Source organism: Halomonas sp. THAF12, from assembly GCF_009363675.1.
Classification (GTDB): Bacteria; Pseudomonadota; Gammaproteobacteria; order Pseudomonadales; family Halomonadaceae; genus Halomonas; species Halomonas smyrnensis.
The window spans coordinates 2,843,961-2,864,442 of sequence record NZ_CP045399.1; the positions used below are offsets into that span (position 1 = coordinate 2,843,961).

The following is a 20,482-nucleotide window of genomic DNA, read 5'->3' on the forward strand; positions in this document are numbered from 1 at the left end:
CCGCCTTGCACCATCGGCATTCGGCGACAATAGTGAAGGTTCCGCCGTTCATGACCAAGGAGGCGTCCATGCCTTTCCCCCAGCTGCGCCGTGCCCTCGGCACCGGCCTCTTGAGCGCCGCGCTCGCCGCCCCGACCGCCGCCCTGGCCCAGTCGGCCATCCTCGAGGGCGAGCGCTTCCACCCCGAGGTGGGCGAACGGGGCATGGTGGCCACCAGCCACTTCCTGGCCTCGCAGGTCGCCCATGACGTGCTCGCCGACGGCGGCAACGCCGTGGATGCGGCGGTCACCGCCGGCTTCGCCCTGGCGGTGACCCAGCCGCGCTCGGGCAACATCGGCGGCGGCGGCTTCATGCTGATCTCCGACGAGGACAGCGGCGAGGTGATCGCCATCGACTATCGCGAGACCGCGCCGGCCGCCGCCACCGAGACCATGTTCCAGGACGAGGACGGCAACGCCGTCGCCGAGTGGTCGCGCTTCACCCACCGCGCAGCCGGGGTCCCCGGCACCGTGGCCGGCCTGGCGCTGGCCCTCGAGGAGTACGGCACCCTGAGCCTGGCCGAGGCGCTGGCACCGGCGATCCGACTGGCCGAGGACGGCTTCGTGGTGCCCCAGCGGTTCGTCGACGGCGTGGCCGAGGCCGGCGAACGCCTGACGAAATGGGACGCCACCGAGGCGATGTTCTACAAGCAGGACGGCAGCCCCTACGCCGTGGGCGAGACCTTCCGCCAGCCGGACCTCGCCGCGACGCTCAAGCGCATCGCCGAGCAGGGGGCACGGGAGTTCTACGAGGGCGAGACCGCCGAGCTGATCGTCGCCGAGATGGAGCGCCACGACGGCCTGATCACCCGCGAGGACCTGGCCGGCTACCAGGCGGAGATCCGCGAACCCAGCCACGGCACCTACCGCGGCCACGACGTCTACGCCATGAGCCCGCCCTCCTCCGGCGGCGCCCACATCGTGCAGATGCTCAATATCCTCGAGGCCTACGACATCGACGAGCTGGGCTTCGGCGCCGCCGATACCATGCACCTGATGGCCGAGGCCATGAAACGCGCCTATGCCGACCGCGCCGAGTACCTGGGCGACACCGACTTCGTCGACGTGCCGCTCGAGGGGCTGACCTCCGAAGGCTACGCCGACGAGCTGCGCGCCGAGATCGCCATCGACCGCGCCACGCCCAGCGACGAGATCGCCGCCGGCGACCCGGCGCCCTATGAGTCCAACGAGACCACCCACTTCTCGATCGCCGACGACAACGGCCTGGCGGTCTCCAACACCTACACCATCAACTTCAGCTACGGCTCTGGCATCGTCGTGGACGGCGCGGGCTTCCTGCTCAACAACGAGATGGACGACTTCTCCGCCAAGCCCGGCGTGCCGAACGCCTACGGCCTGATCGGCGGCGAGGCCAACAAGATCGAGCCCGGCAAGCGCATGCTGTCGTCGATGACCCCGACCATCGTCAAGCGCGACGGCGAGAACTTCCTGGTCACCGGCAGCCCCGGCGGCTCGCGGATCATCACCACCACCCTGCAGGTGCTGATGAACGTCATCGACCACGACATGAACGTTCAGTCGGCGGTGAGCGCCCCGCGCCTGCACCACCAGTGGCTGCCCGACGAGCTGCGCGTCGAGGCCGGCTTCAGCCCCGACACCCTGTCGCTGCTCGAGGCCCGCGGCCACACCATCAGCCAGCAGTCCGCCATGGGCGCCGCCCAGTCGATCGTGATCGACGACGACCGCTTCTACGGCGGCGCCGACCCGCGCCGCTCCACCTCCTCGGCGATGGGGCTCTGAGAAAGGCGATGACGGCCGGAAAGTGGCAGGCCGCACCGGGGAAAGATTACACGAGGGCGCTGTAAACCCTTCCATGGGCGCTACTTTTGCCATCCATGGCAAAAACCCCTCGCTCCAACTTTCCCCGGTGTTTCCCATCCCGCTGCGGAAAGCCTCATGCGTCGGCGCCGGCAAGAGAAGTCGCTATACTCGGGCCTTTGCGATCGACAAGGAGACCGCCCATGACGACTCGACGCCTTCTCGGCCTCGGCCTGATGCTGCTGGCCACCAGCGGGCTCGCCGGCTGCGCCGGCCCCCACTATCTGACGCCGGATCCCAAGCGCAGCGTCCAGGTGCCGGCCGCCGGTCAGGGCCAGGAGGTCAGCGTGACCGCCCGAGACACTCGCCAGGAGGCGGTGATCGGCACCCGCTCCGGCAGTGCCGGCTCCACGGCGGTGGTGATCGTCGATCCGGGCGAACTGACGCCCCGCCTGCAGGCCGAGGCCGAGCGCGCGGTGCGCGACATGGGCTTCCGGCCGGTCGGCGAGGCCGCACCGGGCCGGCCCGGTCTGACGCTGACCCTGAAGCGGCTCGAATACGGCCGCGGCGACGCCCCGCCGATGGTCGGCAGCGTGCGCCTGACGGCGGTGCTGGAGGCCGAGGCCCAGAACGACGGCACCACCTACACCGGCAGCTACACCGCGCGCCGCACCCAGCAATACGCGGTGAAGCCGGATCGCGAGGCCAACCAGGCGATGATCGAGGAGCTGCTCTCCGATGCCCTGGACCGCGCCTTCCGCGATCCGGAGCTGGCGGGCCTGCTGGCGCGCTGATCACGCTTGCGTCACCACGCCCCCGATGGAAACGCGGCCCCGCCGGCGCGACGCCGACGGGCCCGCGTGGTGAACGGCGCGATCAGCCGCCCCGAGGGCCGCGGCGCGTCAGCGACCAGACGCTCTCGCGAAAGCCGCTGCCCGGCTCGGGCTCGCCCTCTTCCAGGTGCACCACCTCGAAGTTGGGGGCGAACAGCTCGCGAATCTCGTCGGCGCCGACGCTGAAGGGCGGCCCACCCTCGTCGCCGGGGGCTCGGGTCAGGCCGATCAGGAGTCCCTGGCTGCCGGGCGGCAGCAGCTGGGCCAGGTGGAAGGCGTAGCGCTGGCGGGTCGCCTCGGGCAGCGCGATCAGCGCCGCCCGATCATAGAAGGCCCCCAGCTCGGCGGCGGCCTCGATATGGAAGTGGAAGAAGTCGCCGCGCCACAGTTCCACGCTGCCCTGGCGGCTGATGTCGAAGCCGTCGCCCCGATAGCGGGAGACCTCCCCCTCGCCCTCCGCCAGAAACTGCTCGATGGCCTCGTCGGCCAGCTCGATGCCCAGCACCGGATAGCCTTCGCCGGCCAGCCAGCGCATGTCCAGGCTCTTGCCGCACAGCGGCACCAGCACCTTGGTACCGGGTGCCGCGCCCAGCGTCGGCCAGTAACGCACCAGGGCCGGATGGGCCTCGTGGCGATGGAAGCCGATGCGTCCCTCGCGCCAGCGCGCGAGCCACTCGTTGTCCATGGCCGGCCTCAGAACCAGCGGTCGCGCTTGCGGCGACGACGCGGCAGGTGCGGCACGATCAGGCCCACCAGCAGCCCGGCACCGGCCACCCCGCCGCCGTACATGAAGTAGCGCATCAGCAGGTCTTCCTCCTGGGTATCCAGGCGCGCCTGCAGCTGGCGCACCCGGGCACCGGCGTCCTCGCTCTCCGAGGCCAGCGCCTGATTGCGCTGCTCGAGTTCGGCGATGCGCTGCTCGCGCACGTCGAGGGTCTCGGTGACCGAGGCCATGCGGCTCTCCCAGGTCTCGTTGATCCCGGAGAGCTCCTCGGACAGCTCCTCCACTCGCGCCTCCAGCTCGGGCAGCCGGACCTTGGCGCTGGGCTCGCCCTGCAGGTCGCTCGAGGGCACCCAGACCACGTCGCCGCTCTGGCTGCGCACGCGGCTGTAGTCGCCCTGGGTCTCGAGCAGCTCGACCGGGTCGCCGGCGGTCAGGGTACCGACGATGCGATAGCCGTCGGTGGGGCCGCTGCGCACGAAGGTGGTGAGGTCGCCGGACACCCAGCGCGCATCGGCGTTCTGGGCGTCGTCCTGCTGGGCCTGCACCGGCAGGGCCAGGGCCCCGAGCAGTGCGCCCAGCGTCATCAGTGTCTTGTATCGTTGCATCGTCATGCGTCGTCCTGGCTGTCCAAGGCTCTGTGTCCGCCGCTCGCGGCGATGGCGGTCGTGACCGGACCATCCCTGCCCGGTCCGCCGAAATGAGAGTGCGTCTCCGGATCATCCACAGCATCTGTGGACAAGTGCCGGGAAAACCGCTGGAAACCCGCGGCCAGGCGGCATGGCTGCCGATACGGCAACATTTCGGTCATTTCCTGACCACCTCGCCGGCGCCTCCGAAGCCGCCAAGGGTACCACAGGCCCGCGCGCCGGGCGTTCCGCGCACTCTGGCCCCGTCCCGACTGGGCGCGTATAATCTTCGCTCTCAATCGGACGGCCCTGCCGGCCGCCTCTCCTGCGAACGAATATCCACCGGTGCAACGTCGGGCCCAGGCGCCACGACCTATTCTTATGGCGAAGAAACTCTTCATCAAGACGCATGGCTGCCAGATGAACGAGTACGATTCCGCGCGCATGGCGGATCTGCTCGGAGAATCCCACCAGCTGGAGCTCACCGACGACGAGCGCGATGCCGACGTCATCCTGCTCAACACCTGCTCGATCCGCGAGAAGGCCCAGGAGAAGGTCTTCCACCAGCTCGGCCGCTGGAAGAAGCTCAAGGACGCCAACCCGGATCTGGTCATCGGCGTGGGCGGCTGCGTCGCCAGTCAGGAAGGCGAGGCGCTGCGCAAGCGCGCGCCCCAGGTCGACATGGTCTTCGGCCCCCAGACCCTGCACCGGGTGCCGTCGATGCTCGACGCCCGCCAGGACAACCAGATCTCGGTGGTCGACGTGACCTTCCCCGAGGTGGAGAAGTTCGACCACCTGCCCAAGCCGAACTCCGACGGCGCCACCGCCTTCGTCTCGGTGATGGAAGGCTGCTCCAAGTACTGCACCTTCTGCGTGGTGCCCTACACCCGCGGCGAGGAGGTCTCGCGGCCCTTCGAGGCGGTGATGGACGAGGTCATCCACCTGGCCGATCAGGGCGTGCGCGAGATCAATCTGCTGGGCCAGAACGTCAACGCCTACCGCGGCGAGAACCAGCTCGGCGAGGAGATCGACCTGGCCGAACTGATCGCCTGCGTGGCGGCGGTGGAAGGCATCGACCGCATCCGCTTCACCACCTCGCACCCGGTGGAGTTCTCCGACAGCCTGATCGAGGCCTACGGCGAGATCCCGGAGCTGGTCAGCCACCTGCACCTGCCGGTGCAGGCCGGCTCCGACCGCATCCTGGCGGCCATGAAGCGCGGCCACACCGTCGAGGAGTATGTGGACAAGATGGAGCGCATCCGTGCGCTGCGTCCGGACATCAGCTTCTCCTCGGACTTCATCATCGGCTTCCCCGGCGAGACCGAGGAGGACTTCGCGAACACCATGGACCTGATCGGTCGCATCGGCTTCGACGTGTCCTTCAGCTTCGTCTATTCGGCCCGCCCCGGCACCCCGGCCGCCGGCCTCGAGGACGACACGCCGGAAGCGGTCAAGAAGCAGCGCCTGGCGATCCTGCAGGAGCGCATCAACCAGCAGGCCATGCAGATCAGCCGCCGCATGGTGGGCACCGTCCAGCGCGTGCTGGTCACCGGCTTCTCGCCGAAGGACCCGGGCCAGCTGTCCGGCCGCACCGAGAACAACCGGGTGGTCAACTTCCGCGCGCCGAACCCCACCGAGCTGATCGGCTACTTCGTCGACGTGGAGATCACCGAGGCGCTGCCCAACTCGCTGCGCGGTGATCTGGCCTCGCCGGAGCGTTTCTAAACGCCGGCACGACACGATGGGCTGATGCACGGGCACAAGGGGCGCCGGGGACAGGCCGAAGAGGAGGTCCTACGCCATGGATGGCGTCGGTAGCGCCCAGGGATGGGTTCACAGCGCCTCCTCGAAGGCCTGTCGCCGGATCAGCCCCGCCCTGTTTCCGAGCCCCCTTCATTGCCCTTGTAGCTTCCGGGGCAGTAAGCTGACCCCGACATCCATCAACTCACGGACTTGCCCGTCTTGAGCCAGCCAGCAGCCTCCGCGGCCAACCGCGTCATCACCCTGAATCTCGAGCCCAACGATCCCCAGCGCCTGGCCAACCTCTGCGGCCAGCAGGACGAGCACCTCAAGCTGATCGAGGAGCGCCTCGGCGTCACCCTGCGCAACCGGGGCAACGTCTTCCAGCTGGCCGGCCCCGGCCCCCGGGTCAAGGCCGCCTCCAACGTCGTCGAGCACCTCTATCGCGAGACCGAGGCCGGCGAGCTGACCCCGGACACCGTGCACCTGTTCCTGCAGGAATCCGGCCTCGAGGCCCTGGAGGAGGAAGAAGGCGGCAGCGGCGACGGCGAGGTGCTGCTGCGCACGCCCAAGGCGCTGATCAAGCCCCGCGGGCTCAACCAGCAGAGCTACGTCTCGAGCATCCGCGACCACGACATCAACTTCGGCATCGGCCCGGCCGGCACCGGCAAGACCTACCTGGCCGTCGCCGCCGCGGTGGAAGCGCTGAACCAGCAGCAGGTGCGTCGCATCCTGCTGGTGCGCCCGGCGGTCGAGGCCGGCGAGAAGCTCGGCTTCCTGCCCGGCGACCTGGCGCAGAAGATCGACCCCTACCTGCGCCCGCTCTACGACGCCCTGTACGAGATGATCGGCTTCGAGCAGGTCGCCAAGCTGATCGAGCGCCAGGTGATCGAGATCGCGCCGCTGGCCTACATGCGCGGGCGCACCCTGAACAACGCCTTCATCATCCTCGACGAGAGCCAGAACACCACCCGCGAGCAGATGAAGATGTTCCTGACCCGCATCGGCTTCGGCTCCACCGCGGTGATCACCGGCGACATCACCCAGGTCGACCTGCCCCGCGGCCAGGCCTCCGGGCTGATCCAGGTGCTCGATGTGCTCAGCGGCACCCCGGGCATCGGCGTCACCCACTTCGCCGCCAAGGACGTGGTCCGCCACCCGCTGGTGCAACGCATCATCGAGGCCTACGACCAGTTCGAGGCCGAGGAAGAAGCCCAGGCCCGCGCCAAGCGCGAGGCCCGCGAGCAGGAGCGCGAGGCCATCCGCCAGGAGCGCCTCGAGCGACAGAACGGCCGCGAGGACGAGGAATGAGCCTGGCCGAGGTCGACCGCCAGCAGGCCATCGACGCCGAGGGCCTGCCGAGCCAGGCCGAGCTCGAGGCCTGGGTGGGCGCGGTGCTCGCCCGGCTGCCCGACGAGGAACGTCACGAGCTGACGGTGCGCTTCGTCGACGCCGAGGAGAGCCAGGCGCTCAACCGCGACTACCGCCGCAAGGACAAGCCCACCAACGTGCTGTCCTTCCCCTTCGAGTGTCCGCCGGGCGTGCCGCTGCCGCTGCTCGGCGATCTGGTGATCTGCCATCCGGTGGTGATCGACGAGGCCCGCGATCAGGACAAGGCGCTCGGCGATCACTACGCTCATATGGTGGTTCACGGCACCCTGCACCTGATGGGCTACGACCATATCGAGGACGACGAAGCCGAGGTCATGGAAGCGCTGGAGCGAGAGATCCTCGCCGGCCTCGGCATCGCCGACCCCTATCGGGCCTCCGGCCCGGCGCATCGCGATTCCGACCCCGATGACGAGAGAGCCGACGCATGAGCGAAGACCGATCGACCGGCCAGGGCCACAGGTCCTGGCTCGATAAGTTGTTCAGCGCGCTGTCCAGCGACAGCGACGAGCCCAGCTCGCGAGACGAGCTGCTGGAGTTCCTGCGCCAGGCGGCGACCCGCCTCAAGCTCGAACAGGACGCCATGATGATCATCGAGGGCGCCCTGAACATCAGCGATCAGCAGGTGCGCGAGGTGCTGATCCCGCGCTCCCAGATCACCGCCATCGGCCTCGACCAGCCGCTGGAGGAGTACCTGCCGCTGATCCTCGAGACCGGCCACTCGCGCTACCCGGTCGTCGGCGAGAATCTCGACGAGGTGAAGGGCATCCTGCTGGTCAAGGACCTGCTGCCGCTGCTGCGCCAGGGCAACGACCACCCCTTCCGGCTCGAGGAGGTGCTGCGCCCGGCCATGTTCGTGCCGGAATCCAAGCGCCTGAACAGCCTGCTCAAGGAATTCCGCGACACCCACAACCACATGGCCCTGGTGGTGGACGAATACGGCGGCACCGCCGGCATCATCACCATCGAGGACATCCTCGAGGAGATCGTCGGCGACATCGAGGACGAGCACGACACCGACGAGGAAGAGGACATCCGCGCCCTCGGCGAGTCGCGCTACGCGATCCGTGCCCTGACCCCCATCGAGGACTTCAACGAGCGCTTCGGCACGCGCTTCTCCGACGAGGAGTTCGACACCCTCGGCGGCCTGGTGATGCAGCGCTTCGGCCACCTGCCCGGCCGCGGTGAGCACACCGAGATCGGCGGCTGGCGCTTCACCGTGCTCAACGCCGACAATCGCCGCATCCGCCTGCTGGAAGCCGAGCCGGCCTCGGAGTCCGCCGAGGACTGATCCGCTCACCGATTTTCCCCGGCCATTTTCCGTCGGCTTTTTCACCAAGGACGGTGCCATGACGCCCCCTCGCCTTCATCGGTTCCTCGGGCCCCTGGCGGCGATCGCCGCCGGCGTGCTCACGACCCTCTCCGCCGCCCCGTTTCATCTCTGGTGGCTGGCCCCGGTGGCCGCCGGCCTGCTCTATGCCGGGCTGCCATCGCTCTCCGCCCGCCAGGCCGCCTGGCGGGGCTGGTGCTACGGGCTCGGCCTGTTCGGCGCCGGCGCGTCCTGGGTCTATGTCTCGATCCACGACTACGGCTATACCGGCGTGCCCCTGGCGCTGGCGCTGACCGCGTTGTTCGTCGCCGCCCTGTCGCTGTTCTTCGCCGTCACCCTGGGCCTCTACCGGCGCCTGTGCGGGCCGCGGCTGTCGGTGCTGACCTTCGCCGGCGCCTGGGTGCTGGGCGAGGCGCTGCGCACCTGGCTGTTCACCGGCTTCCCCTGGCTGCTGCTGGGCAGCGGCCAGGTGGACTCGCCGCTGGCACCCTGGGCGCCGGTCGGCGGCGTCTATTGGCTGTCGCTGATCGTGGCCCTCAGCGGGGCGCTCGGCGTGTCGCTGCTGCGCCGGCGCTGGTGGGCCGCCCTGCCGCTGGCGATGCTGTGGCTGGTGCCGCTGGCGCTGCCCACCCAGTGGACGACGCCCGCCGGCGAGCCGCTGCGCGTCGCCCTGCTGCAGGGCAACCTGCCCCAGCTGATCAAGTGGACGCCGGAGGGCCAGCGCCAGGCCGCCAACACCTATCTGTCGCTGACCGCCGAGCTGGACGAGGCCCCGGATCTGGTGATCTGGCCCGAGGCGGCGCTGCCGATGTTCGCCGACCAGGCCCGGCCGATCCTCGAGCGCGCCCAGACCCTGCTGCCGCCCCAGAGCACCCTGCTCACCGGCATCCTGACCCGCGAGGACGGCCGCTACTACAACGGCGTGCTCGACGTCGCCGACGGCGAGACCTACCTCAAGCGCCACCTGGTGCCGTTCGGCGAGTACCTGCCGCTGGAGCCGCTGCTGCGCGGCGCCATCGCCTTCTTCGACCTGCCGATGCCGGCCATGACCCCGGGGCCGGCCCATCAGGCGCCGCTGGACGCCGCCGGCACCCGCATCGGCAACGCCATCTGCTACGAGATCATCTACGCCGACCTGGTGGCCCGCCAGGCGCGTCACTCGAACGTGATCCTCACGGTCTCCAACGACACCTGGTTCGGCGCCTCCATCGGCCCGCTGCAGCACCTGCAGATGGCCCGGCTGCGGGCGCTGGAGAACGGCCGTCCGGTGATCCGTGCCACCAGCAACGGCGTCACCGCGCTGATCGATGACCGGGGCCGGGTCATCGACCGTGCGCCGCAGTTCGAGGTCGCGACCCTCACCGGCGAGGTCTCGCCGATGCAGGGCCTCACGCCCTTCGCGCGCCTCGGCAGCTGGCCGGTGTGGCTGCTCGGCGCGCTGCTGGTGCTGCCCGGCCTCAGGCGTCGCAAGGCGTAGGCTCGACGCCACCAAGCAACCCAGAACGACGACACCCCGCTGCCAGGCAGCGGGGTGTCGTCGTTTCGAGCGTCAGAAGGCGGCGGCGTCAGGCCTGGGGCTCGCCCAGCACCTCGGGGATGGTCATGCGCACGAAGCGCCCGGGCGCCGGCTCGAGGATATCCAGCTCGCCGTCGCCCGGCTGGCGCGCCGGCACCATCTTCTCGGCGTCGGCGTAGCCGTTGTCGGTCATCCAGGCCTGCCAGTTCGGCCACCACGAGCCTTCGTGGGCCTCGGCCCCTTCCAGCCACTCCTCCGGGGTCGGCGGCAGCGCGTCGTTGGTCCAGAAGCCGTACTTGTTCTTGTGCGGCGGATTGACGATACCGGCGATATGGCCGGACCCGCCCAGCACGAACTTCACCGGCCCCTTGGGCAGCAGGGCCCCGTAGTAGGTGCTGTTCCACTTGGCGATGTGATCGTCGCGGGTGGAGACGAAGTAGCTCGGCACCGAGATCTTGCGCAGGTCGATCTTCACGCCATCGAGCTCGATGCCGCCGGGCTCGACCAGGCGGTTCTCGGCATAGAGATGGCGCAGATACCAGCCATGGGTGGCCGCCGGCAGGTTGGTGCCGTCGGTGTTCCAGTACAGCAGGTCGAAGGGCGCCGGAATGTCGCCCTTGAGGTAGTTGTTGATGTAGAAGGACCAGAACAGGTCGTTCTCGCGCAGCAGGTTGAAGGAGTAGGCCATGATGCGCCCGTCCAGGTAGCCGTCCTGCTCGAGCTTGGCCTCGATGCCGCTGAGCACCGGCTCGCCGAGGAAGACACCGATCTCGCCGGGATCGCGGAAGTCCCACAGGCTGGTCATGTAGGTCGCCGACTTGACCTTGCGCCCGCGCCGGGTGCTGGTCAGGTAGGCCACCGTGGAGCCGGCCAGGGTGCCGCCGACGCAATAGCTCAGCAGGTTGACCGACTTCTCGCCGGTAGCCTGCTCGATCGCCTCCATGGCGCTGATCGGGCCCAGCTGCATGTAGTCGGCCCAGGTCAAGTCACCCTGTTCGGGGCCGGGATTGCGCCACGAGATCAGGAACACGGTGTGGCCCTGGTCCACCAGCCACTTGACCAGGGAGTTGTCCTGGCGAAGGTCGAGGATGTAGTACTTGTTGATCCAAGGCGGCACGATCAACAGCGGCGTCTTGAACGTCTGCTCGGTGGTCGGCGCGTACTGGATCAGCTGGATCAGCTCGTTCTCGTACACCACCGAGCCCGGCGTGACGGCGATGTTCTCGCCCACGGTGAAGGCGCTGCGGTCGGTCATGGTGACATTCAGCCCCTCGGCGGAGGCCAGCAGGTCCTGGCGCAGCCGGGCCAGCCCCTCGACCAGATTCTCGCCGCGGGTCTCGATGGTGCGGCGCATGACCTCGGGATTGGTGGAGACGAAGTTGGTCGGCGCCATGGCGTTGACCAGCTGGCGCGCGTAGAAGGCCAGGTTGCGTTTCTGCTCGGCGGACAGCCCGTCGAGGCGCTCGATCAGCTCCTCGACCCAGCGCGAGAACAGCAGGTACTGCTGCATGATGGCGAGATAGTGCGGGTCGCTGGTCCAGGCCTCGTCCTGGAAGCGGCGATCCCCCCTGGCCGGCGTGATCAGCGGCTCCACGGCCTCGCCGGCCAGGGCGCGCATGCCGTTCTGCCACAGCTGGAACTGGTCCTGCACCAGGCGCGCCTGGGTCTCCCACAGCAGGGTCGGATCCTGCATCAGCGATTCCGCCCCGGCCTGGAAGGCCTCGCGCATGTGGGCATGGACGGACTGGGCCGCGTCATCCGGCACCATCCGCGGAATCAGGTCCTCCAGGAGGGCCTTGTACTCCTCGCCGATCGCCTGGATCTGGGCGCTCCAGGCCTCCAGTTCGGCCTGCGAGAATGCTTCACTCCCTGGCTGCATTGACACCTCCTGTCGCGCTGTCATAAACGCACGACCACCGCCCCTCGCACCACGGGGCGGTGGCCATCACATAGCGGGTCGTACGATCAGCTGGCGCTACCGCCGCTGCTGCGCTTGCGCGTGGCCTGGCTGGTGGACTTGGCCGGCGCCGGCTTCTCGGCGGCAGGCTTCTCCGCCGCCGCGGGCTTCTCGGTCGCCGTGGGCTTGGCGGCCGCCGCGGCAGGCTTGGCCGCCTCGGCGGCCTGGCCGGCCTGCTCGGCAAAGGCCTGTCCGGATTCGGTGTAGAGCTGCTCGAGCTCGGCCTTGAACTTGAGGCTCATCTCGCCGAGCGTGCGGGCATCCTCCAGCATCTGCTGGGAGAGCGCGTTCATCATCTCGGCCTGGCGGGTACCGAAGTCGCGCAGACTTTCGGCATCGTTGATCTCGGTGGCGTCGCGCAGGCGCTCGGTCCCCATCTGGCTGTAGCGCTTGAGGGACTCCATCTGGTACTCGCTGACGCGCTCCATGTTCTGAAGCATCAACGAGTTCAGCTTGCGCATGGGCTCGAAGAACTGGCGGGTCTGTTCGTTGAAGGCATCGAACGTCTTGTCCTGCATGGTCGCTCCTCCCGAGGGAATGCTGACGAAAGCCGTGCTGCACTGCACAAAGACTAGTCTTGCACGCCTGCCGTTGCAAGCGCATGACAGGCGTCGAGTCTCGCAGGAAAAGCGCGCGAGCCGCGCGCGGCATCAGCCCTCGCGCTTGCCCCGGGAGCGGGCGCTGGCGGCCGAGGCTCCGCCGCCCGAGCCACCCTCGGCACCACCGCTCGTGTCACCCCCGGCGCTGCCGCCCTCCCCGCCACGGTTTCCCGCGGCGGCCTTGCTGAGCATGTCGAGCATCATCTGCTGGTAGTTGCCGAAGCTGGCCAGGCCCTGGGACAGCCCCTGCTGGAAGCCGGGCTGCTGGAACATCGACTGCTGCAGGAAGGGCTGCATCAGGCTCATGGGGTCGTAGCCCTCGACGCCGGATTCCATCTGCTTCTGGATGCGCGCCAGCAGTTCCTGCTGGAAGGCCTCCACGTCGGGCAGGCCCAGGGCGCGGCGAAACTCGTCCGGGGTCAGGTCGAACTCGACGTTGATCTTCATATGACCGCCTTGTCGAAGATGGGTGGCTGTGCCGATCAGTGTAGCAGTCTTGGCCTCAGGACAGCCGCGGCGTGCTCACGCTGACGTCGGCGTTCTGGCCGCGATGGCGCAGCAGATGATCCAGCAGGGTCAGGGCCATCATGGCCTCGGCGATCGGCGTGGCGCGAATGCCCACGCAGGGATCGTGGCGCCCCTTGGTGACCACCTCCACCGGATTGCCGTCCAGGTCGATGGACTGCCCCGGGGTGGTGATGCTGGAGGTCGGCTTGAGCGCCAGATGCGCGACGATCGCCTGGCCGCTGGAGATGCCGCCCAGCACGCCGCCGGCATGGTTGGAGAGGAAGCCCTCCGGGGTCATCTCGTCGCGATGCTCGCTGCCGCGGCTTGCCACCGCGGCGAAGCCGTCGCCGATCTCCACGCCCTTGACCGCGTTGATGCTCATCAGCCCGTGGGCCAGCTCGGCGTCCAACCGGTCGAACACCGGCTCGCCGAGCCCCGGCGGCACGCCTTCGGCGACCACCGAGACCTTGGCACCCACCGAGTCCTGATCGCGACGCAGCTGGTCCATGTAGGCCTCGAGCTCCGGCACCCGGTCCGGATCGGGGCAGAAGAAGGGATTCTGCTCGACGGCCTCCCACTGCTTGAAGTCGATGGCGATGGGGCCGAGCTGGCTCATGTAGCCGCGGATGGTGATGCCCTGGCTCGCCAGGTACTTCTTGGCGATGGCCCCGGCCGCCACGCGCATGGCGGTCTCTCGGGCGCTGGAGCGTCCGCCGCCGCGATAGTCGCGGATGCCGTACTTGTGCTGGTAGGTATAGTCGGCGTGGGCCGGGCGGAACTGGTCCTTGATCTTCGAGTAGTCCTTGGACCGCTGGTCGGTGTTCTCGATCACCAGGCCGATCGAGGTGCCGGTGGTCACGCCCTCGAAGACGCCGGACAGGATGCGCACCCGGTCCGGCTCCTGACGCTGGGTGGTATGGCGCGACGAGCCGGGACGGCGACGGTCGAGGTCGCGCTGCAGGTCCTCCTCGGTCAGCGGCAGGCCCGGCGGGCAGCCGTCGACGATGGCGCCGAGCGCCGGGCCGTGGCTCTCGCCGAAGGTGGTGACGGTGAACAACTTGCCGAAGGTATTGCCGGACATGGGCGTGCCTCTTGACTGCTCAGCTGAAGGACGCCGCATGGGCGTCGAGTTCCGCGGCGGTGAGGGCAAACACGCCCTGGCCGCCGCGCTCGAATTCCAGCCACAGGAAGGGCACCTCGGGGAAGGCGGCCTCCAGGTGGCGATCGGAGTTGCCGACCTCGACGATCAGCACGCCGTCGTCGGTCAGATGGTCGCGGGCCTCGCGCAGGATGCGCCGCACGATGTCCAGGCCGTCGTCGCCGGCGCCCAGCGCCAGGCCCGGCTCGTGGCCGAACTCGGCGGGCATGGTGGCCAGGTCGCGCGCGTCCACGTAGGGCGGATTGGAGACGATCAGGTCGTAGCGCTCGCCCTCGAGACCGGCGAACAGGTCCGACTCGACGGCCCGCACCCGGTCGGCGACGTCATGGCGGGCGATGTTCTGCCGCGCCACCGCCAGCGCCTCGGGGCTGATGTCGGCCAGGTCGACCTCGCAGGTCGGCAGGTACAGGGCGGTGGCCAGACCGATGCAGCCCGAGCCGGTGCACAGGTCGAGCACCCGCGCCGGCGGCTCCATCGGGAACCAGGCGCCGAAGCCGTGCTCGATCAGCTCGGCGATCGGCGAGCGCGGGATCAGCACCCGCTCGTCGACGCTGAACGGCAGGCCGGCGAAGAAGGCCTCGCCGAGCAGGTAAGGCAGCGGGCGACGGCTGGTGATGCGCTCGCGCACCAGGGCCACGATGCGCGCACGCTCCATGGGCAGCAGGCGGGCATCCTGCACGCCGGGGTCGACGTCCCACGGCAGGTGAAGGGCGCCGAGCGTCAGCGCCACGGCCTCGTCCCAGGCGGAGTCGGTGCCGTGCCCGTAGTGCAGGCCGGCCAGGTGAAACTCGCTGGCGGTCCAGCGCAGGCAGTCCCTGAGCGTGATCAGCCCCTCGGCGAGGGCCTCATCGGTGAGCGTCAGGGTCGAAGCGGACGAGGAAGCGGAAGGTTCGGCCACGAGACATCCTGTGGTTGACGGTTGGAAAGCGGCAAGGCCCGTGATTGTACCCGCGGCGGCGGTTCACAGCCACGTCAGGGCCGGTATACTCGAGAGTCTCGCGACGCGCCCGCCGAGGCCGACGCGTCGCCATCGCCTCGCTTCCCCTGCCACCGCCAGAGAGCCTCGAGAGAGCCCCATGAGCCGACGCCGCCACCGCCCCGACGACGACGAGATCAGCGCCTTCCGCCAGGCCCTGAGCGACGCCGGCGTGCGTCCGCTCGCGAGCAACCGTGCCGACCCGGGTCGCCCCCGGCGCGCCGACGAGGCCGCCCGGGCGCGGCGCGAGGCCGCCACCTCGGCCGGCGAGGACGCCGCCAGCGGTCGCACCTCCGACGGCCGGGTGGAGGCGGTGCGCCCCTCGGAGTATCTGGATTTCTTCCTGCCGGACATGCCCTATCGCGACCGCCAGCAGCTCAAGCGCGGCCAGCTCGCCTGGGAGGCGGGGCTCGACCTGCACGGCTACACCCTGGAGGAAGCGCGCGCCGAGCTGGAGACCTTCCTCGCCGATGCCGCCGCCAACCGCGCCCGCTGCGTGCTGGTGGTACACGGCAAGGCCTGGACCGGCCAGGCCGATTACCCGGTGATCAAGAGCCACGTCAACGCCTGGCTGCGCGAGTGGCCCAGTGTGCTGGCCTTCTGCTCGGCCACGGAGGCCGACGGCGGCACCGGCGCGGTCTACGTGATGCTGAGGCGCCAGCGCGACGGCCGCTGAGGCGCTATTCCTCCTCGCCGCGGTCGTCCGCGGACAGCGGCCGCGCCTCCACCACCTCCGGCCCGGAGACCCGGCCGAGCCCCTGCTCGCGGCGGTCGAGCGCCTCCCGGGCCAGATGCCGCCCCAGCGCGATCAGCGCCTCGGCGCGATGGAATTCGTAGGCCCCGCACACGGTCTTCGGCACCTCGATCAGCACGTCCGGCGGATAGCCCGCCACCTTGTACTTGGCCAGCGCCGCCTGGGCGATGTCGAAGGACGCCAGGATCATGTCCAGCCGCCCCCAGGCGCGGCGCCCCGGCTCGGGCTCCACGGCCTCGGCGGGCTCGCCCTCGCTGCCGTTGCCGAACAGCCGTCGGGTGGCACCGCGCACGCCCTCCATCCAGCCGCCGAAGTCGACCGCGCCCTTGTCCCGGGCCACCTCGCGGGCCTGTTCCTCGGCCGCCTCGTCCGGCGGCAGCAGCGCCTCCAGGGTGATCGGCTGGGAGCTCTGGGCGGTGACGTTGACCGCCATCACCAGATCGGCGGGCGTGGACACGGTCGGCATGATCGGCAGCGGATTGAGCAGCCCGCCGTCGACCAGCACCTGGTCGCCGCGATGCACCGGGGTGATCACGCCGGGCACGGCGATGGAGGCGCGGATCGCCTCGAGCAGCGGGCCGTGCTGGAACCACACCTCGCGCTGGCGGGTCAGGTCGGTGGCCACGGTGGTCACCGGGATCGACAGGTCCTCCAGGCGGATATCGCCGATCAGCTCGTCGAGCTTGTTCATCACCTTGCTGGCCTTCATGGCCCCCATCGGGCTCCAGGAGACGTCCACCAGCCGCAGCACGTCGAAGTAGTCGAGCCGGCACACCCACTCCTTGTAGCGGTCGAGCTGCCCGGCCGCGTAGACGCCGGCGACCAGCGCGCCCATGGAGCACCCCGACAGCGCCACCACCTCGTAGCCGCGCGCCTCCAGCTCCTCGATCACGCCGATATGGGCATAGCCCCGGGCGCCGCCGCTGCCCAGCGTCAGCGAGACCCGCCGACCCTCGCTTTGCCGTCTCGCGTTCATCGCTCGCCCCCCGTCACGCCTGGCCGGCCACGATCGCCTCGGCCACCGCCGCCACCCGGTCCGGCTCCAGGTGCAGGTGATGCCCGCCCGGCAGCACGCGCCGCTGCAGGTCGCCCACCGCGGCGCGGGCCCGCTGCGCCCGTTCCCGCTCGCCGAGGATCCCCGTCTCCCCCTCCACGCAGAGCACCGGGCAGCGGATCGCCGCCAGCATGGCCGTCGCCTGCTCGGGCGTGAAACGCACCGGCGACGCCCGCAGCAGGCGCGGATCGGTGCGCAGGCGAAGATGGCCATCGCCCTCCTCGGCCAGGTTGCGCCTCACCAGCGGGCGGGCGGTCTCGGCGTCGATTGGGGTGACGCCGCCGGCCACCCGGGCCGCCACGGCACTCTCTTCATCAGGATAGCGCGGCGCCCGCGACACCGGCCGCCGATGGGCCCCCAGCCCCTTGCGCAGCTGCGTCGGCGCCTCAGCGGCCTCGGTGGTCAGCACGCCGAGTCCGTCGATCAGGCGCAGCGCCGCGACGCGCTCCGGCATGGCGGCGGCCAGCAGGCAGGCCACGCCGGCGCCCATGGAGTGGCCGAGCAGCGTGGTCCGTTCGAGGCCCAGGGCCTCCATGACATCGAGCACGTCGTGGCAGTAGTCCCAGAGCGCCACGTCGGCCGCGCCCGGCGGCGGCGACGAATGGCCATGGCCGGCGAAGTCCAGCGCCACCAGGCGAATGCCCAGGCGTTCGACCAACGGCGGGGCGAGCCGCGAGAAGCTGGCGGCGTTGTCGAGCCAGCCGTGCAGCGCCAGCCAGGTCGGCGCCGATGCGTCTCCCCAGGCCAGGGCGGCGAGGCGGCCGTCGGCCAGCCGCAGCGCTTCCGGCGCCGTCATGGCGTGGTCTCCAGCATCTCGTCGATCATCGTCGTCAGGGCACGCCGGGTGGCGTCGGGATGCTCCATGGGGAACATGTGGCCGCCCGGCACCTCGGCCAGGCGCACGCCGCGACGCTTCAGCCGCCGGCAGCGGTGCGGCGTCAGCAAGTCGGACTCGCCGCCGGCCAGCACGCCCACCGGCACCCGCAGCAGATCGGGCAGTTCGTCCAGGTGATCGGGCAGATGACGGAACACCGCCACCTCGATATCGGGGTCGAACAGCAGCACCACGCGGCCGTCATCCAGGGTGCGGGTGCCGCCCTCCACGTAGTCGTCGAGGGCCTGGTCGGTGAAGTGCCGGAACAGCCGCCGACGGCGCAGGTAATCGCGCATCGCCTGGGGGCTCGACCAGCTGTCGCGGCGGCCGACGGTGCGGCCCGCCGGCGTGAAGCGGTCGGTCAGCCCCAGGCGCTTGACCGCCTTCATCGCCAGGGCATCGAAGCCCAGCATCAGCGGCGGGTCGAGCATCACCACGCAGCGGAAGCGCTCCGGCGCCTGCTCCGCGGCCATGGCCATCAGCACGCCGCCCATGGAGTGGCCGACGCCAATGACCGGCTCGTCGAATTCGGCGAGATGCTCGAGCAGCTCGTCGCGCAGCGCCAGCCAGTTGTGGCCAACCGGGAAGTCGGGGTGGTGGCCGAGCCGGTCCAGGGGATGGAGGTCGAAGCGCTCGGCCAGCGGCGCCAGCAGGCTGCGGTAGCTCTGGCCCGGGAAGCCGTTGGCATGAGCGAAGACCAGCGGTGAGGGGGCATCGGGGGCGTGTCGGCGCATGGCATCATCCGTGTCGAGGCGCGGGGCGCGAGTGGCGATGGCAGGCTAACGAGAATACCATGGGCCGCCAAGTCGTCTTTCGGCCACCCCCTCCAACGGAGTCCCGCGTGAATCCCCACAAGCCGCCCCGCGATACCCGCCTGCGCAACCGCCTGTTCTTCGCCACCGTGATCGCCGCCATCGTGGTCGGCCTGTGGCTGACCCGCTGAGAGGGGCTTTACAAACTACTGCGCTCGGCCATGCGGCGTTGAAATCAGCCTCGTCCGCGAGCCCGGTCAAAATTCTCATTTACCCAATCGTAAACTCGCACGCGAGCCCGGTCCGTTTTTCGGCTGATTTCGCCTTGTGACCCACAAGGATGTGGGAAATGCGTTAGCCCGTAGGGAACGGGCCTAGCCTTGACCGTCGTTCGTGACGTTTGTAAACGCCCCTCACCATACCTCGTCAGCTGTCGCGATAGCGGGCGTACATGTCGCGCGAGCGCTCCAGATGCTGCTGCATGGCCGCCCTGGCCGCCGGGCCGTCGCGCTCGAGGATGGCTTCCAGGATGCGCACGTGCTCCTCGTTCACCCGCTCGAGATAGCGCGCCGTGCCGCGCGGATCGATGTCGGCGCTGAGCAGCTTGGCCCGGGGGATCATGCTGTCGCTCAGCGGCTCGTAGAGGCGGTCGAAGCAGTCGTTGTGGGTCGCCTTGATGATCGCGTGATGGAAGGCGAAGTCCTCGCGGCGCGCCTGTGAATGCGCCGCCTGGGCGGCGACGAATTCGGCGTGGCGCGCCTCCAGCCGCCGGCGATCCTCGTCGTCGTGGCGCAGGGCGGCCAGCTCGGCGGCCCGCGGCTCCAGCGTCAGGCGCAGCTCCAGCACCTGGAGGATGTCCTCCACGGTACGCGGGCTGACGTGCACCGCCGGGCGCGGCTCGGCGGCCTCGTTGCGCAGCACCGTGGTGCCGACGCCGCGCCGGGTCTCGACCAGCCCCAGCGACTTGAGATGCGTGATCGCCTCGCGAATCACCGTCCGGCTGACCCCGAAGGCCTCGCACAGCTCACTCTCGGTGGGCAGCTTGCTGCCCACCGGCGCCTCGCCGGAGACGATGCGACGTTCGAGCTGTTCCACGACCGCCTGGGACAGGCTGCCCGCTCGATTGACGCGCTGAACCTCCCAAGAACTCCTCATTGCTGCATCCTTTGTCATCGATCCTCAGGTACGTTGCCAGGCCGGGTTGCCACGGCGGCGAATGGCCGTGCTATTGATAATACATCATACCGAAATCCCCCTGCGCATCGCCGCCGGCTCAGCCCTCGGGGGCCTCTCGCAGTCGTGTCAGCTCTCGATACAGAGACGCCGAGATCGTCACGCCGTGCGTCCGGCTACGCCGACGGGCCTCGTGACGACGCCGCGATGGAAGCCGGGCGCCCTGCGCCAGCACGCCCTCGAACAGCGCCTCGGCATGCTCTAGCTGGCGCTCCATGTCATCACCGAGCAGCCGGCGCGGATCGATCGCCACGATCAGCTCCCCGTGCCAGGGCCGCCCTGCCCCGTCATCGTCGGCCGGCCGCGTCTCGTGCCCCAGCAGATCGCCGATCAGCGGCCCCGCCAGCAGCTCGACCATGAGCGACGCCGCCGATCCCTTGTGTCCCCCCCCCCGAACGTCAGCATCGCCCCCTGAAGCGCAAGGGCCGGATCGGTGGTGACGAAGGGGCGCCCTGCCCGGGCGCGCCCACGAGAAGGCGATGGGGTTGGCCCCGAGAAACGGAGCCTGCCCGCCCGCCGACGCGTCGAAGCCTTGCCGTGACAGCACTCGCTGACTCGGCGCTTCCAGTGGCTGCAACGTCAGGGTGACGGTATCGGCCATCGAATCGGTCTCCTGGCCATCGGGTCGCCGTGTGGGTCGAG

20 protein-coding genes are annotated in these 20,482 nt (G+C 69.7%); 8 read left to right on the top strand and 12 right to left on the bottom strand.

Features of this window, described 5'->3' with window-relative positions; genetic code table 11:
• Positions 1-68: 68 nt before the first annotated feature.
• Together ggt and FIU88_RS13175 are read left to right on the top strand one after the other, a co-directional pair.
• On the top strand, positions 69-1,799 hold the full coding sequence (gene ggt, locus FIU88_RS13170) for a gamma-glutamyltransferase (protein WP_152479537.1): 1,731 nt from the start codon (positions 69-71) through the stop codon (positions 1,797-1,799).
• 221 nt (positions 1,800-2,020) lie between these two features.
• Positions 2,021-2,611, top strand: coding sequence for a YajG family lipoprotein (locus FIU88_RS13175; protein ID WP_016853794.1), 591 nt, complete (start codon positions 2,021-2,023; stop codon positions 2,609-2,611).
• 82 nt (positions 2,612-2,693) lie between these two features.
• On the opposite strand, the gene FIU88_RS13180 is transcribed toward FIU88_RS13175, so the two are convergent.
• A complete protein-coding gene (locus tag FIU88_RS13180; protein ID WP_016853793.1) occupies positions 2,694-3,335 on the bottom strand; it encodes a thiopurine S-methyltransferase in 642 nt (213 codons plus the stop codon).
• Positions 3,336-3,343: 8 nt separating this feature from the next.
• Positions 3,344-3,958 carry a TIGR04211 family SH3 domain-containing protein gene (locus FIU88_RS13185; RefSeq protein ID WP_051008798.1) on the bottom strand — a complete coding sequence of 205 codons (615 nt, stop codon included), beginning with the start codon at positions 3,956-3,958 and terminating at the stop codon, positions 3,344-3,346.
• A 423-nt stretch (positions 3,959-4,381) separates the two neighbouring features.
• Between FIU88_RS13185 and miaB the strand changes: the two genes are divergently transcribed.
• The 5 genes from miaB to lnt all read left to right on the top strand — a co-directional run bounded on the left by miaB (position 4,382) and on the right by lnt (position 9,936).
• Positions 4,382-5,725 carry a tRNA (N6-isopentenyl adenosine(37)-C2)-methylthiotransferase MiaB gene (miaB, locus tag FIU88_RS13190; protein WP_035598878.1) on the top strand — a complete coding sequence of 448 codons (1,344 nt, stop codon included), beginning with the start codon at positions 4,382-4,384 and terminating at the stop codon, positions 5,723-5,725.
• Positions 5,726-5,962: 237 nt separating this feature from the next.
• Positions 5,963-7,051 (top strand): PhoH family protein, encoded by a 1,089-nt coding sequence (locus tag FIU88_RS13195; protein ID WP_016853790.1) that lies wholly within the window; start codon positions 5,963-5,965, stop codon positions 7,049-7,051.
• Positions 7,048-7,560, top strand: a complete 513-nt coding sequence (gene ybeY, locus FIU88_RS13200; RefSeq protein ID WP_152479538.1) for an rRNA maturation RNase YbeY — start codon at positions 7,048-7,050, stop codon at positions 7,558-7,560. Before FIU88_RS13195 ends, ybeY begins: the two co-directional genes overlap by 4 nt.
• A complete protein-coding gene (locus FIU88_RS13205; protein WP_152479539.1) occupies positions 7,557-8,420 on the top strand; it encodes an HlyC/CorC family transporter in 864 nt (287 codons plus the stop codon). The genes ybeY and FIU88_RS13205 overlap by 4 nt, the downstream gene beginning before the upstream one ends.
• A 58-nt stretch (positions 8,421-8,478) precedes the next feature.
• On the top strand, positions 8,479-9,936 hold the full coding sequence (lnt, locus tag FIU88_RS13210; protein ID WP_152479540.1) for an apolipoprotein N-acyltransferase: 1,458 nt from the start codon (positions 8,479-8,481) through the stop codon (positions 9,934-9,936).
• Positions 9,937-10,024: 88 nt separating this feature from the next.
• Here lnt and phaC read toward each other — a convergent pair whose 3' ends face one another.
• From phaC to prmB, 5 genes are all read right to left on the bottom strand, one after another.
• On the bottom strand, positions 10,025-11,854 hold the full coding sequence (phaC, locus tag FIU88_RS13215; protein WP_152479541.1) for a class I poly(R)-hydroxyalkanoic acid synthase: 1,830 nt from the start codon (positions 11,852-11,854) through the stop codon (positions 10,025-10,027).
• 86 nt (positions 11,855-11,940) lie between these two features.
• Positions 11,941-12,450, bottom strand: a complete 510-nt coding sequence (locus tag FIU88_RS13220; RefSeq protein WP_016853785.1) for a phasin family protein — start codon at positions 12,448-12,450, stop codon at positions 11,941-11,943.
• Positions 12,451-12,582: 132 nt separating this feature from the next.
• A complete protein-coding gene (locus FIU88_RS13225) occupies positions 12,583-12,978 on the bottom strand; it encodes a DUF6489 family protein (RefSeq protein ID WP_152479542.1) in 396 nt (131 codons plus the stop codon).
• A gap of 55 nt (positions 12,979-13,033) precedes the next feature.
• Positions 13,034-14,119, bottom strand: a complete 1,086-nt coding sequence (gene aroC / locus FIU88_RS13230) for a chorismate synthase (protein ID WP_152479543.1) — start codon at positions 14,117-14,119, stop codon at positions 13,034-13,036.
• A 19-nt stretch (positions 14,120-14,138) separates the two neighbouring features.
• Complete coding sequence (prmB, locus tag FIU88_RS13235; RefSeq protein ID WP_152479544.1) at positions 14,139-15,095, bottom strand: 50S ribosomal protein L3 N(5)-glutamine methyltransferase; 957 nt, start codon at positions 15,093-15,095, stop codon at positions 14,139-14,141.
• Between the two features lie 178 nt (positions 15,096-15,273).
• On the opposite strand from prmB, the gene FIU88_RS13240 reads away from it, so the two are divergent.
• On the top strand, positions 15,274-15,849 hold the full coding sequence (locus tag FIU88_RS13240) for a Smr/MutS family protein (RefSeq protein ID WP_152479545.1): 576 nt from the start codon (positions 15,274-15,276) through the stop codon (positions 15,847-15,849).
• Positions 15,850-15,853: 4 nt separating this feature from the next.
• Here the strand turns inward: FIU88_RS13240 and FIU88_RS13245 are convergent, their stop codons facing one another.
• The 5 genes from FIU88_RS13245 to FIU88_RS19525 form a co-directional block, all read right to left on the bottom strand.
• Positions 15,854-16,903 (bottom strand): patatin-like phospholipase family protein, encoded by a 1,050-nt coding sequence (locus FIU88_RS13245; protein ID WP_152479546.1) that lies wholly within the window; start codon positions 16,901-16,903, stop codon positions 15,854-15,856.
• Between the two features lie 13 nt (positions 16,904-16,916).
• Positions 16,917-17,777 carry an alpha/beta fold hydrolase gene (locus FIU88_RS13250; protein ID WP_152479547.1) on the bottom strand — a complete coding sequence of 287 codons (861 nt, stop codon included), beginning with the start codon at positions 17,775-17,777 and terminating at the stop codon, positions 16,917-16,919.
• Positions 17,774-18,589 (bottom strand): alpha/beta fold hydrolase, encoded by an 816-nt coding sequence (locus FIU88_RS13255; protein ID WP_152479548.1) that lies wholly within the window; start codon positions 18,587-18,589, stop codon positions 17,774-17,776. The genes FIU88_RS13250 and FIU88_RS13255 overlap by 4 nt, the downstream gene beginning before the upstream one ends.
• A 444-nt stretch (positions 18,590-19,033) precedes the next feature.
• Positions 19,034-19,762, bottom strand: coding sequence for a FadR/GntR family transcriptional regulator (locus FIU88_RS13260; RefSeq protein ID WP_253742561.1), 729 nt, complete (start codon positions 19,760-19,762; stop codon positions 19,034-19,036).
• 118 nt (positions 19,763-19,880) lie between these two features.
• Complete coding sequence (locus FIU88_RS19525) at positions 19,881-20,441, bottom strand: Ldh family oxidoreductase (RefSeq protein WP_152479550.1); 561 nt, start codon at positions 20,439-20,441, stop codon at positions 19,881-19,883.
• Positions 20,442-20,482: the final 41 nt, after the last annotated feature.